Origin of the sequence: Hyphomicrobium sp., from assembly GCF_051860585.1 — a bacterium.
GTDB lineage: Bacteria > Pseudomonadota > Alphaproteobacteria > Rhizobiales > Hyphomicrobiaceae > Hyphomicrobium_C.
This window is the reverse complement of sequence record NZ_JBHYDS010000005.1, coordinates 141,816-155,040: the sequence shown is the minus strand read 5'-3', so window position 1 is coordinate 155,040 and position 13,225 is coordinate 141,816. Positions and strand designations below refer to the sequence as shown.

The window sequence follows — 13,225 nt, the reverse complement described above, 5'->3', positions numbered from 1 at the left end:
CGAGACACATGATCCCGAAACTTCAGGCTTCTCCGATGAAAGCGGTCCTGACTGCCGCGGCACTCGTTGCGGCGACCTTCGTCGCGCCTGCGCTTGCCGACATCGAATTCCGTCATGCCCTCGACGACTCGGTTCTCGATATGGCTCCGATCAAGGGCGAGGAAATCACCGAGGCCGTGAAGTCTTTCCGCAAAGACGGGGTCAATCCCTATACCGGCAACGCAGAGGCTCTGGCGGCCGGCAAGACGCTTTACGAAGACAATTGCCAAGCCTGCCATCTCGACGACGGCCGTGGCGGCATGGGACCGAGCCTGATCGACGAAGTGTACGTCAATTCACGTGCCAATACGGACGTCGGCATTTTCGAGATCATCCATTCCGGTGCGTCCGGCGCCATGCGCTCGTTCTCGGAACGTGGGGTCACGCAGGACCAGATTCTCAAGTTGATCGCTTACATTCACACCCTGAAAAAGTAGTAGCCCAACGGAAGCCCGGCCGGCGATGCATCCGACCATCGTTATCAATGTCGTCGGCCTGACGCCGAGCCTGATCGGACCGCACACGCCCAATCTGGCGCGCTTGGCCTCGGTTGGCGGCTGCCGTCCTCTCAACACCGTCACCCCCGCCGTGACGTGCTCGGCGCAGGCGACGTTCGTCACCGGGCTTGCACCGGGCGGGCACGGCATCGTCGGCAACGGATGGCTTTTCCGGGACCTCATGGAGGTCTGGCTCTGGCGTCAATCCAACAAACTGGTGGCCGGAGAGCGGATCTGGGACGCAGCGAAGGCGCGCAATCCGGCCTTCACCTGCGCCAACATGTTCTGGTGGTACGCCATGGCGGCATCGACGGACATCGCCGTCACGCCGCGCCCCATCTACAAGGCGGACGGCCGAAAGCTGCCGGACTGCTATGCCGATCCGCCGGAGTTGCGCGAGGAGTTGACGAGCAAGCTCGGTGCCTTTCCGCTGTTTCGGTTCTGGGGGCCGGCGACCACGATTGCCTCCAGTCGCTGGATCGCAGACGCGGCGAAGTATGTCATTGCCACGCGCGATCCGACGCTGACTCTCGTCTATCTGCCTCACCTCGACTATGGGCTGCAGCGGCTCGGACCGGATCATCCCGAAATTCGCAAAGACCTCACCGAACTCGACGCCGTGGCCGGCGATCTCATCGCCACCGCGCAGGCGTCGGGGCGGCGGGTCATCGTCCTGTCGGAGTACGGCATCGTTCCCGTCAATCGGCCCATCCATATCAATCGCGCCTTGCGAGCGGCGGGTCTGCTGGCCGTGCGCGTCGAGGACGGCGGAGAAATCCTCGACATTCCCCGCTCGCGCGCCTTCGCCGTGGCTGACCACCAGGTCGCGCATGTCTATGTGCGCGACCCCGGCGATGTCGCAGAAGTTCGCGCGATACTTGAGCGCGTCGACGGCATATCGGACATTCTCGACCGGGCGCAACAAGAGCCGTGGCAGCTCGGTCATGAGCGGTCGGGCGAACTCGTCGCCGTTGCCGACCCCGACGCCTGGTTCACCTATTACTATTGGCTCGACGACGATCGCGCTCCGGACTTTGCCCGAACGGTCGACATCCATAAAAAGCCTGGCTATGACCCCGCCGAGCTCTTCATCGATCCCGCGATCCGCTGGCCCAAACTGGCGCTAGGTTGGCGGCTCCTGCGCAAGTCGCTGGGCTTCCGCACGCTTATGGATGTCATCCCGCTGGACGCAACGCTGGTGAGAGGGTCGCACGGGCGAGCCGATACGCCCAAAGAGCATGGGCCGGTGTTCCTGTCTTCAGAGCCGCATCTGGTACCGGAAGGCGTCGTCGATGCGACCGACGTCAAGGGCCTGATGCTGGCCCACATCTTCGAGCCGTAAGGAGGTCCTGTTTGGAAGTCCAGCGTGAGACTCTCATCCTGATTGACGCCGACGACCGGGACATCGGCACGGCGGAAAAGATCGACGCGCACCGGCGCGGTCTGCTGCATCGCGCCTTCTCGGTCATTGTGTGGGATTCCAGCGGGCGCCAGCTCCTGCAGAAACGCGCCGCCGCAAAATATCATTCCGGCGGCCTCTGGACCAACACCTGTTGCGGGCATCCGCGGCCGGGAGAGACGGTCGAAGCTGCCGCGCGCCGGCGGCTTGGCGAGGAGATGGGCTTCACATGTCCTCTCGAGTGGCTTGGCATCGTGCAATACCACGCCGCCTTCGACAACGGCCTCGCCGAGCATGAGATCGTGCATGTCTTTCGCGGACACTACGACGGCCCGCTCGATCCCAATCCTGCCGAGGCGGAGGACCACCGCTGGTCGAGCCTCGAAGCCATCCGCGGCGACATCGCAGCGTCACCCGAGCACTTCAGTGTCTGGTTTCTCCGCTACATGGCCGAGGAGTGGCCGGTCACCCTGGTGCCGCCGGCCGATGGGCCGCGAGCTACCCTTTCTGACTCAGCGCGCAAGGATCACATTTCATGACGGCAGGCATCGCAGCCTCGCAAGCTCTGCAACGTATCGTGAGCGATTTCGAGGCCGACAACGGCACAGTTCATTTCCTCGGCAGCGATGGCATGCTCCATCTCGCCGCGGCAAGTCCGGGAATTCCGGAACCCGTGCTCGCCACCATCCGCACGATCCCAGTCGGTAAGGGCATGGCCGGCCTCGCCGTCGAGCGCGCTGCGCCTATCAACGCCTGCAACATCCAGACGGATTCCAGCGGAGACGTCCGGCCCGGCGCCAGAGCAACCGGCCTGGAGGGTGCGATCGTGGTTCCAATCTTCGACGGCGGAACCGTAGTTGGCGCCCTTGGCGTCGCCAATCGCACGGAGCGCACCTTTTCCGAGGACGAGATCGCACGATTGATCGAAGAAGGCCGGCAGCTGGCTGGGGACCGGAAGCTTCAATACCGACCTTCAAAGCGGCCTCTGACCTAGCACGACATTGCTCCCACGAGTATCTTGCTGTTATGTTTATTGTGCAGCGGCGGGTTTCGTCGGAGCTGCCGCGGACTTAGCTTTTAGTTCCTTCTTGCATTCAGCGCGAAACTTCTGGCGCTCCTTGCCGTGTAGGTTCTTGGTGTCGGCCTGCTGAGAACACTGGATTGACTCCGGTGAATGCACCTTTGAATTCGCCGTCGCCGCTGCAGCGCCGGACGCGACAATCGAATTCGCGCCAACTATGAGCGCCGCAACAGATGCAATAAACTTGGGGTTGGACATCATCTAACTTCTCCTTTTGGCGTGTTGTGGAAGCGCATGACTTACCGACCAGGATGGCTTGTCAGTGTCTCGGAAGGGCCGAGGGTCAAACGTCAATGCCCTCGCCATCAACCTCATCGAAGGCGTCTTGTGAGTCATCCAATGCCGCGTCATCCGCAGCAAGATCTTCGCGGGCATCTTGTGCGTCGTCCTGCGTGCGATCGACGGCCGCCATAGAACTGGATGCGCCATCGCCAAGACGGCCGCCACCCAGCACATTTCGGATGCTGTCGGCCAGGAGCATCCCGCCGGTAACTCCTGCCACCGTTGAAAGTGCGGAAGCGAGAAACCCGCCTCCGGAAGGTACAGGTAGCGGCGATCGGTCAGCGTCCCGCGCGGGGGATGGCCCATCGATTGCGGGCGGATCTGCTACTTGCCTGCCTGCCAACGGAACAGAACCGGTCGTTCGAATCTGAAGACCGCCCGCACCGCCGAGAAAGCTACGGCTTTCAGTGCTCTGATCTGGCCCAATGGCGCCGGACGGAAGATTGGCCACGCGCTCCTCAAGCTCGCGAATGCGCGCGTCGGCTTGCCGCAGAGCCTGCTCTTGTACGAGCACAGACTGCACCAGCAAGTAGGGCGCGTCGGGAACTTGCCGGACCGCGTCACGGATCAATTGATCCGCATCGCGGTCCTTCGCAACGGGCTCGATATTTTGCAAACGGTCAAACAAACCGGTGACCAGCTGCCGCTCCTCGGGGGTCATGGCGACTTTCCTTTCAATCGTGACGTCCGCAGCTTTCGACTCGAGCAACCGATTGACATTTTTAATGCCCTTTCGGTAGTCGCTGATGTGACGATCACGATGAAAGTACATCGCACGCCTTACGGCGCGGTGGCTGGCGCTTTACAGATGCGTAAGGCGACCCAATTTTACGAATTGCTGGTCCCGATGCTGCCGCTTATGTGATTCAATACGAGGCGGGCCCCGCGCGTGCATCACGCACAGGTAGTCGCAAAACTCGGAGTGCCGAAATGCAAAAGAGCCGTCGCGATATCTTGCGTCTCGTAGGACACATCTCTCTGGTCTCAGCGGTTGCGGCCGTGGCAGGCACGCGCGCGGAGGCTGTCGAGCTTGAGCAGGGTCCCGCCGCGACGCCGCCCGGCGGGGACGCCGATCACGCTCTCGTCCGGCGCATCAAGGCGATCTCGAATGTCTTCGAGGTCGGGCGCGCCGAACCCGACTTTGCCTACGTCGAGGACCTCGAGGACGGTCGCGGCTTCACCGTCACACAGTACGGTTTCTGCACTTACAACAGCGAGGTTGCCGAGGTGATCGGGCGTTACGCGAAGGACGTCCCCACGACGCCGCTCACGCGCTTCCTGCCGCATCTCCCGCCCGTGACGATGACGGCACGCAAAGCGGAGCTGGCGGGCTTTCCGACGGCGTGGCGCAAAGAGGTGAAGGCTTCGGAGCTACTGGGCCGTGCCTGTGACGCCGAGGCCGACAGGCTGTACCTGCGCCCCGCCCTGGCCGCCGCTAAGGCCGCCGGCATCCACTCCGCAATCGGCAAGGCGATCTTCTACGATACTTGGCTGCAGCACGGCGCGAGCACGGATCCGGACTCGTTGCCCTCGATCCTCAAACGCGTGAATGCCAAGATCGGCGGCGTGAGCGACAGCTCTGAAGCGGAATTTCTCAGGACGTTTCTGGCGATCCGCAAGTCGGTGCTGCACGAGCCCGCCAGCCGCGAGACGCGCGAGGTATGGCGCGCCTCCGCTCGCCGCGTCGAAGCCTTGCTCAATCTGCTCAACAGCAATCCGGACCTCGCCCCGCCTATCGAGGTCAGCAACGCCGACATCCACGTCGTCGTGCTCTAGACCAGGATCGCTTCCGATCTTATCAGTTCGAATCGTGATCAGCTTGGTCGTGTGTCTTCGGAAGGAGGCGCTTTTGGCGGCAAGGCCGCTTGGTTCACCGTCGCTTTGCGGTCGAGTTTGCCCCAGCCAACGAGGTGCCCCTTGGCTGCCGAGATGACGGACTTCACGACGACATAGTAGAGAAGCTGGCGGTAGCCGAACCGCTGCAGGACGAGCCACCACAACAGTCGCCAGTCCTCCTTCTTCTCGAACAGGAATGCGATCGCCGCCGTGGCGAGGTCGACGGTCATGAAGAGCGCATAGTAGAACAGGGTGATCTCGAGGTTGGTCGGATCGAACTGCGCGCCGTGTTCGAGATAGTCGAGCGTCGCCGTCACAACCTGAACCACGAGCATCAGGTCCACGAATGGCGAGATGAGCCCGAGCAAGATCTGGAACAGCCAGGCCTGCGGAAGCGCGACGAGGCCGAGCGCGCCATAGCGCGGCCGGAAGGTGACGTCTGCGTGCTTCCACAAGCACTGCAACGTCCCGAACGACCAGCGGAACCTCTGCTTGGCGAGCCCGGCGACCGTATCCGGGGCTTCAGTCCATGCCACTGCGTCGGCATCGAAGATCGCTCGGTAGCCGGCTTTCTGGATCGCGATCGTGAGATCCTGGTCCTCGGCAAGCGTGTCCCCTGGAAATCCACCGAGCTCCGCCAGGGCGGAGCGTCGCCAGGCGCCCACCGCGCCCGGCACCACCGTGATGCAGTCGAGCGCCGCGAGCGCGCGCCGTTCGAGATTCTGTGCCGAGATGTACTCGAGCGCCTGCCAGCGCGTCAGCATGTTGATGCGGTTGCCGACCTTGGCGTTGCCGGCGACCGCTCCGATCCTCGCATCTCCGAACCAGCGGGTGAGCTTTGCGATGGTGTCCGGCTCAAACTGCGTATCAGCATCGAGCGCGATGATGACCTCTCCCGCCGCGCGCTCGAGCCCTGTGTTGACCGCGTGCGCCTTGCCGCCGTTCGCAATCGTGATGAGCGTGACGCGCGGATCGGCCCCGAAACTGCGGCGCACGACGTCGCTCGTTCCGTCGGTCGACCCGTCATCGATCACGATCACCTCGAGGGTGACGTGGCGGCTTTCGAGGATCCGTGCGACCGACTCCCCGATGACGTTCGCCTCGTTGAACGCCGGAATCAGCACCGTCACCGCGATGCCGTCACTTGCACTGACAGGGGGCGTGCGTCCGCGCTTGAAGTGGCTCCAGAGCGCGAGGCCGCAGAGCGCTCCGAGCCGAGCCAGGCCAAGGCCGATTGCGAGCTTGAAGAGGAAATGCATCGTGGACTGAAGCCAGCTCGCCGTGATGAACACGTACCAGTTAACGAGCGTCGAGCGGTCGTCGAGTGGAACCGGCGGCATCACCTGGTCGAACGTCCAGCCGGCCAGCTCCGAGACCGGCACGATCTCGAGGCCCTTCGCACGCAAGGCATCGATGATGCGCGGCAGCGCCTTGACGGTCTGGGATCTGTCGCCGCCGGCGTCGTGCAACAGCACGATCTGCCCGCGCGTCTCGGGGTTGGTATCGGCCATGCGATCCAGGACCCGCTTGACGATGAGGTCTGCCGGCGGCTTTTGCCAGTCGTCGGGATCGACTCGGAGTCCGACCGATACGTAGCCCAGTGTCTGCGCGAGCTTGACGGGATTGATCTCGCTCGGGGTGGTCGGTTCCGCATCGCCGAAAAAGGGCGCCCGGAAGAGCCGCATCGAGCGCCCCGTCAGCGCCTCGACCAGTCGCTGCGTGGCATTGATCTCGATGCGCGACACTTGCTCCGAGGTCTCGCCGAGGTTGGGATGCGTGAACGTGTGGTTGCCGATCTCGTGGCCGTCCGCAAGAAGACGCTGGACCAGGCTGGGATTGGCCTCGCCGTTTTCGCCCACGATGAAGAACGTCGCCTTTGCGCCTTTTTCCTTGAGGATATCGAGGATCTGCGGCGTCCACTCGGCGCTCGGCCCGTCATCGAACGTCAGCGCCACCTTGTTGGGCACGAACCCCGAGCGGCGGATGACATAGGACGTCGGAATTGTGGTGAACGCCTCCGACGTGATGATCTGGTTCTTGCCCATCTCAAACGTACGGGCGCCACTGGCGGGTTCGGCCGCAATGCTGAGAATCTCGCCTTCGCCCTCGATGTCGATGTCGCTGCCGGGAACGATGGTCTTGAGGTCCTCGGGCACGCCCGCGTCGTAGGGTCTGCCGAGCAGCGACCAGATCGACGGGTCCTCCGAGCCGAGGCGCCACAGGGCATAACCCATGGGGCGGAACACGTCCGCCGCCCGGATCTGGTTGTGGGCGGTCACGGCATCGAGGAACCACACATCGTGGGTGCTGCCGTCGTCCTCCTTGTACTGGAAATAGGGGTTGAGCGTCGCCGGATCGAATAGAATCGGCGCCTCGGACTCCTTGGACGAGAGCACCGTTTCCTGGAACGTCATGTCGACCGCAGGCCCTTTGCCGCCCCAGTCGTAACCGTAGTTCCCGAGCGCGACGATCGTGTGCGCAGGATTGAGTTCCTTCATGCGCTGGCTGAGTTTATCGACGAACCATGGCTGTGACGCGATGGCTCCCGCCGAACCTTCCTCGAAGTGCTCGTCGTAGGCCATCAGGATCTGGTAGTCGGTCACGGTCGCGTAGACGCGATAGGTCCAGTCGGGATCGTCGAATGGCGCGCAAATGGCGACCAGCCAGCCGTGGGGCGCGAACGCCTGGCGCATCTCGCGAAGGAACGTGATGAGGTTCTTGTGCGCCTCTTTGGGAACTTCCTCGAAGTCGACCACGAGGCCTTGGGCGGCGTTCGTCTCGAGAAAGGCAACGAGGCTGTTGAGGCGGGCCTGGCGTTTGGCGGGGTCGGCAAGCATCCGCGCGAGCCCCGGGCCATCCCACTTTCCGTCGCTTGCATTCTGCAGCATCGGGAGAACGGCGGGCGGCACCTTCTGCTTGCGCAGAAGATCAACCGATTTCTGGTCGACCCCGGTTTTGAGTTCCATATCGGGACCGACGAGCTCGAGCCAGCTCGGCACCACCCAGTCGAGCTTCGGCATCGCCTTCGCGAGCGACGCATAGCTGCTGTCGTCCCACGTCACGTAGAAGCCGATCGTGAGCGGCCGGCTGCCCTCACGCGCACGGATTCCCGCAAGCTGCTTCGACGACGGCTTGGGAATGACTTGATGCTTGGCCCATTTCGGCAGGCCGGCCTTGTTCGAGCGCGCGTCATCTGCGAGCCGGCGCGCGGCAGGCAAAAGCTCACGCCGTTGCGCAATGTCGTTGGCGACCCTAAGCGCCGTGCGATTGTGCGGCGGCGCGAGGGGCAGAACAGAGACGATCGGGAAGAACAACATGCTCGCCACGAAGATGAGCAGCATGATCGTGCTGATCACGGAGACGATCCGGCCAAGGTGTCCGAGGACGACCGAGCGGCGTTTTGTCGGATCGAAGAAGACGGGATGACGTGTCACGTGCTGAACCTGAGATGGGGCTGAAGCTATACCACGGTGATCCTGCGTACGGCCTCAAAGTTCCGTAAGCTTGCTAAAAGGGCGCGTTAATGTGAACGCTGCCGGGTCCCGGAAAAGCACGGGTCAGGCTCCACGCGCTGGGAGCGGAGAGTGTCTTTGGCAACGCTTCGAGCGACCACCAGGATCGCACCGCGCCTCCCGCCACTAGCTAGATTTTTTGAGCTTCGACAAGCCAGTCGCTGCGAAATCGCATTGGCTAGTGCGGCATCTATGTCGCTCATCTGGCCTCCGAGCCGCGACGCCGCCTGGCGATCGACTGTGACATTGAGCTGTAATCCGCCCTGCTCGCGATCAGTCCCAACGTCGACGATGTCCGGGATCTGACGCACAGCGGTCATAATCTTGGGCAGCCACTGGGTGAGATCGCCGAGGTCGAGGCTCCAAATCGTATATTGATATTTCGCCTTACCCTGCCGCGCGCCGGTCCGCAGCCGGTCAATCACGAGCGCCGTAGCGAAAAGCCGTTCGCTGAGCGGCTTCAGCGAGATGAACAGGCGGCCTTGATTCATCGAGGGATTGGGGCCGCCGGATCCGACCGCCGAGCCGACGCCCGCGACTGCCGGATCGAGCCCTCCGTCGCGCGATGGCCGCGGCCAAGGCGACCGACGCCGCGCGTGCGCTAATGACGGGTTAGTCGGGCTGCGGCTCGGCTGTGCCCCTGAGCCGTTTCAGGATCTCGTCGGCAATGATTTGATAGTTGCCGTCGAAGTGATGACCGCCGGGCCGCTCAATCCGTGTCACTCCGTCGAGCTCCGGCAGCACGCAGGCGGTGCTGTTATCCTCCTTCTCTTCGACGCCGTAAAAACACAGCACCTTGGATTTCGGCAGGCCCGGGAGATAGGGGCGCACATCGATATCGCGAGATGACGACATTCCAAGCCATCCCGAGACCGAGACCTGGAGATCGAACGTCGGCGAAATTCCAAGGAGAGCGATGAGGCTGGTTTGCGCCTGCGTGTTGGGTTCTAGCTGGGGCCACGCCATCGGCATGATGTCAGCACCGAACGAGTAGCCCGCGAGAACCAGCGACTTGAGCTTCCACTTGTCGAGGTAGTGATCGGAGATGCGCTCGAAGTCGGCCGCGATCTGGATCGGCTCCTTGCGGGTCCAGAAATAGCGCAGCGAGTCGACGCCGACGACTGCTACGCCGTGATCGGCGAGATATTCTCCGATCTGCTTGTCGATGTCGCGCCATCCGCCGTCACCGGAAAGCAGGATGAGTAGCATCGTCGCCGGGCCGTTGGCAGGCAGCTCCGTCAGGGGCAGGTCGCTCAGCGCTTCCGAGACCGGCGGCTTCATCGTGAAGATCGACCTTGCGGCCGCATCGAACTGCGCTGCGCCGCTCTCCGGCAGTACCTGGATCATCGCTTGCTGAGGCTTGTCCGCGAACGCCTTGATCGCATCGGACGGAGGCGATTTCAAAATCAACGTCCACGGACCCGGCAAATCGTCTTTCGGCTCGTAGGTAACCACTCCCTTTGTCGCGGACGCCTTCGCGGCGCCGGGGCAGAGCGGCCGGCTGGTCGGAAAGCTTGGCGTAAAGCCGAGGCTCACGGCGCCTCCGGCAGTGTTGGCGGGAGCCTGCGCGAGGGCCAGATAGGCGAGCGTACCGCCGTCTCCGATGCCCAGAAGGATCGGCCATTGCCAATCCGACATGCCAAGCTGTCGTTGGGCAATCCGGGACAGTTCCTCGAAGTCGCCGAACGTGTAGTGACACGTGTCGTCACTTCTCTTGGCAAGCGTCGCCTCAAGCGAGGGAAGATCGATGAGGGCAACGGCGGCGCCTTGCGCCGCAAGCGTCTCCGCCTCGGCCAGGCGCTCGGATGTCAGGCCGTCCTTGTCGGAGATAAAGACCACGAACCGGCTGGGTTCGCTCGCAGGTGCGAGCACCTTGACGGGCCCGAGAGTCTCCTGCGCAACGGAGATGGTACGCGTCTCGGCATGCACGGGCGACGCCGACACCGCGACCGCGACCGACAACATCGCAATCGAAAACCGCCGCCTCATCTGCCAGCCTCCAGTGTTCGCGCACGCGTAGGCGCGTTGGCGATGAGGGTCGAGACGTCGACCAGGATCTGCGGCAGCAGCCGTCCGCCCGGATAGGCGAGGTATTTTGGCCGCCATTGGGGATGGAATTTGCTCTTGAACGACCGCAACCCCTCGAATTTGTAGAATCGGTCGCCGTGTCGCGAGAACCACGTCGCAGCGCGGCTCCAAAGCGGAGCCAGCCGGTGCCGCGGCAACCCGGAGAGCGGCGCCATGCCGAGGTTGAACCATCGGTAGCCCTCGGACTTGGCGCGCTCCATGAGGGCAGTGAACAGGAAGTCCATCATGCCATTCGGCGCGTCGTGCCGTACGCGCATGAGGTCGATAGACATCTCGTGGCAGTTGGCGCTGCGCCAGATGTTGGCGAACGCAATGATGCGCCCGTCGACGCGGATGATGGCCACGTCGTTCTTCGTCATGTAGTCGTCAGTCCAGTATCCGAGGGAGAAACCCTTCTCCTTCTTTCCCCGATCCGCGAGCCACGCATCCGAAACGCGCCTGAGGTCCGGTAGGAGGTTCGCGACAACACTCGCCGCCACAATCTCGAATGTGGCCCCCGTTCGCTGCGCCTTGGTGAAGGCCTGCCTCAGCTTGCGCTTTTCCGCGCCTTCAAGCGTGAAGCCCTCAAGATCCACCCAGGCTTCCTCGCCAAGTTTCACCATCGAGAAGCCGGCGTCGAGATAGAGCGGCAGTTGTGGACTTGATACCTGGTAGAAGACCGGAACCCCCGCATGGCGATCGACCAGCTCCTTGTATTGCCAGACGAGCGCTGCCGCGTCGCCCTCGCCCACAACGACGGGATCCCCCATCGCAATCCAACTCGACCCTTGCGTCCCGAACATGACGAAGCCGGTCTTGTCTTCATTGAACAGGAACCGCTTGTCGCCAATCAGCGCGAGGTTGGATTCGACGCGTTCCGACGCAGCGACGACGGCGGCAGCCGCCTCGAGCTCTTCGAGGGGAACGGTCGGGCTCATCGGCGCCGTCCGGGTCATCAGGCGGTACACGATCGTCAACAGTGCGGTTACCGCGACGCCGAGCGTGGCGCGCAGGAAGCGCGGCGCGTCGCCGTGGTACGCAAAGTCCCACCACAGCGAGCCCTCGTAGGCCACGTCCCGAAATGCAATGAGGCCGATCCAGATCGAGGTGATAGAGGCAATTCCGATGGTCAGGATCTCGCCGGCCTGCAACGAGCCCGAAAGCACGCCGCCCTTTCGGTAGAACCACCTGCGGCCGGCTATCAAGAGAGCCGCGATCGTGCAGCAGACGATCGCCTCCTCGTAGTCGATGCCCTTGAGCAACGAGAACGCCGCGCCGAGCACCAATAGCGCCACCGCCGCCTGCCACGCGGCTTCGAGCCGGCGCGCCAGCCCGTAGGCGATGATGATGAGCAGCGTGCCGATGACGCTGGCGATGAAGTGCGACGCCTCCACAAACGGCAGCGGGACGGTATGGCGGAGGATGGCAATGCGGTCGTGCTCGGCCGGCAGCGCGCCGGACACCATCAGGATGAAGCCGCCGAGGAAGACGAGGATGGCCGAAACTGGCGGGATGGCGCCACCGAGTGAAGATCCGAGCGTCGACGCGTGCTTCGCCAGCGCGACTCGCCGTTCGCCAAGCTCGATCACGGCCAGCGTGCCGGCGGCGATTAGCATGGGGAGGAGGTAGTAGATGCAGCGGAAAAGCAGAAGCGATGCCAGGAGCGCGCCGTGGCTCGTTGCCGGCACCGCGAGTAGGATGACGCCTTCGAATACTCCGAGGCCGCCGGGCACGTGACTGATCACGCCGAGCGAGATCGCCGCGACGAAAATGACGAGAAAGGCCGGAAAGCTCAGCGCCACGTCAGCCGGGAGCAGCGCCCACAGCGCAAATCCCGATGCCACGATATCAACCGCACCGACAAGAATGGCGAGGCTCGTTACGCTTGCGCTCGGGCCCCGAAGATCGAGGCCGGGCAGCCGCGGCGATTTTTCTGCAGAGTACCAGCCCGCCCATATCACGAGACCGAGGAGGGCGGCGCCGACCGCGCGCGCCACGTCCGGGGGAATCGACAGGACCGTCACCGCAACGTCGGGGGCGGCGATCAGGGCGACACCCGAGACGACGGCGATCCCGAGCCAGACCGCCATCGTGACGAGGACGCTCGTCGCGAGGATCTGGTCCGGCTTGAGCCCGGTCGACCCGTAGAGGCGCATGCGGACGGCACCGCCGGTCAGGATGCCGAATCCGAAATTGAACGTGAAAGCTTGGCTCACGAACGACGTAAGGGCAACGGTTCGGAAAGGAATTCCCGGCGCACCGAGGTGACGCAGGGCAAGCACGTCGTAGCCGACGAGCGCAATGTAGGAGAGGACCGTTGCCAGCGCCGCGATCCCAATCTGAGCGAGGCTGGTCGTTGCGAAAGCCGTCCGCACCTCGCCCCAGGAAGTGACCTCGAGTTCATGGTAGAGCCCGAAGGTTACGATGGCGAACAGGGTCACCACCAGCAGGGCCCGGAACCGCGTGCTGGCGATGAAACTCTGAAGCATCGCGTGCTCCAGTCCGGATTGGA

Annotated in this window: 11 protein-coding genes; 5 read left to right on the top strand and 6 right to left on the bottom strand. The window is 63.3% G+C overall.

What is annotated here, in order from left to right; translation table 11 throughout:
• Nucleotides 1-8: 8 nt before the first annotated feature.
• From ACTIFK_RS09915 to ACTIFK_RS09900, 4 genes are read left to right on the top strand one after another with little or no spacing between them, the layout of a single operon-like run.
• Nucleotides 9-476 carry a c-type cytochrome gene (locus tag ACTIFK_RS09915; protein WP_439542907.1) on the top strand — a complete coding sequence of 156 codons (468 nt, stop codon included), beginning with the start codon at nucleotides 9-11 and terminating at the stop codon, nucleotides 474-476.
• Between the two features lie 25 nt (nucleotides 477-501).
• Nucleotides 502-1,878, top strand: a complete 1,377-nt coding sequence (locus ACTIFK_RS09910; protein WP_439542906.1) for an alkaline phosphatase family protein — start codon at nucleotides 502-504, stop codon at nucleotides 1,876-1,878.
• An 11-nt stretch (nucleotides 1,879-1,889) separates the two neighbouring features.
• Nucleotides 1,890-2,474, top strand: coding sequence for an isopentenyl-diphosphate Delta-isomerase (gene idi, locus ACTIFK_RS09905; RefSeq protein WP_439542905.1), 585 nt, complete (start codon nucleotides 1,890-1,892; stop codon nucleotides 2,472-2,474).
• Nucleotides 2,471-2,929: a GAF domain-containing protein gene (locus ACTIFK_RS09900; protein ID WP_439542904.1), complete on the top strand. Its 459-nt coding sequence runs from the start codon at nucleotides 2,471-2,473 to the stop codon at nucleotides 2,927-2,929. Before idi ends, ACTIFK_RS09900 begins: the two co-directional genes overlap by 4 nt.
• Before the next feature lie 36 nt (nucleotides 2,930-2,965).
• Here the strand turns inward: ACTIFK_RS09900 and ACTIFK_RS09895 are convergent, their stop codons facing one another.
• Nucleotides 2,966-3,217, bottom strand: coding sequence for a PsiF family protein (locus ACTIFK_RS09895; RefSeq protein WP_439542903.1), 252 nt, complete (start codon nucleotides 3,215-3,217; stop codon nucleotides 2,966-2,968).
• An 82-nt stretch (nucleotides 3,218-3,299) separates the two neighbouring features.
• Complete coding sequence (locus ACTIFK_RS09890; RefSeq protein WP_439542902.1) at nucleotides 3,300-4,070, bottom strand: DUF2076 domain-containing protein; 771 nt, start codon at nucleotides 4,068-4,070, stop codon at nucleotides 3,300-3,302.
• Nucleotides 4,071-4,228: 158 nt separating this feature from the next.
• On the opposite strand from ACTIFK_RS09890, the gene ACTIFK_RS09885 reads away from it, so the two are divergent.
• A complete protein-coding gene (locus ACTIFK_RS09885) occupies nucleotides 4,229-5,074 on the top strand; it encodes a chitosanase (RefSeq protein ID WP_439542901.1) in 846 nt (281 codons plus the stop codon).
• A gap of 38 nt (nucleotides 5,075-5,112) precedes the next feature.
• On the opposite strand, the gene ACTIFK_RS09880 is transcribed toward ACTIFK_RS09885, so the two are convergent.
• The 4 genes from ACTIFK_RS09880 to mprF form a co-directional block, all read right to left on the bottom strand.
• Nucleotides 5,113-8,568 (bottom strand): polysaccharide deacetylase family protein, encoded by a 3,456-nt coding sequence (locus ACTIFK_RS09880; protein WP_439542900.1) that lies wholly within the window; start codon nucleotides 8,566-8,568, stop codon nucleotides 5,113-5,115.
• A gap of 86 nt (nucleotides 8,569-8,654) precedes the next feature.
• Complete coding sequence (locus ACTIFK_RS09875; RefSeq protein ID WP_439542899.1) at nucleotides 8,655-9,137, bottom strand: efflux RND transporter permease subunit; 483 nt, start codon at nucleotides 9,135-9,137, stop codon at nucleotides 8,655-8,657.
• A gap of 121 nt (nucleotides 9,138-9,258) precedes the next feature.
• Nucleotides 9,259-10,635: an AcvB/VirJ family lysyl-phosphatidylglycerol hydrolase gene (locus tag ACTIFK_RS09870; protein ID WP_439542898.1), complete on the bottom strand. Its 1,377-nt coding sequence runs from the start codon at nucleotides 10,633-10,635 to the stop codon at nucleotides 9,259-9,261.
• Entirely contained in the window at nucleotides 10,632-13,202 is a 2,571-nt protein-coding gene (mprF, locus tag ACTIFK_RS09865; RefSeq protein ID WP_439542897.1) for a bifunctional lysylphosphatidylglycerol flippase/synthetase MprF, read from the bottom strand. The genes ACTIFK_RS09870 and mprF overlap by 4 nt, the downstream gene beginning before the upstream one ends.
• Nucleotides 13,203-13,225 lie beyond the last annotated feature (23 nt).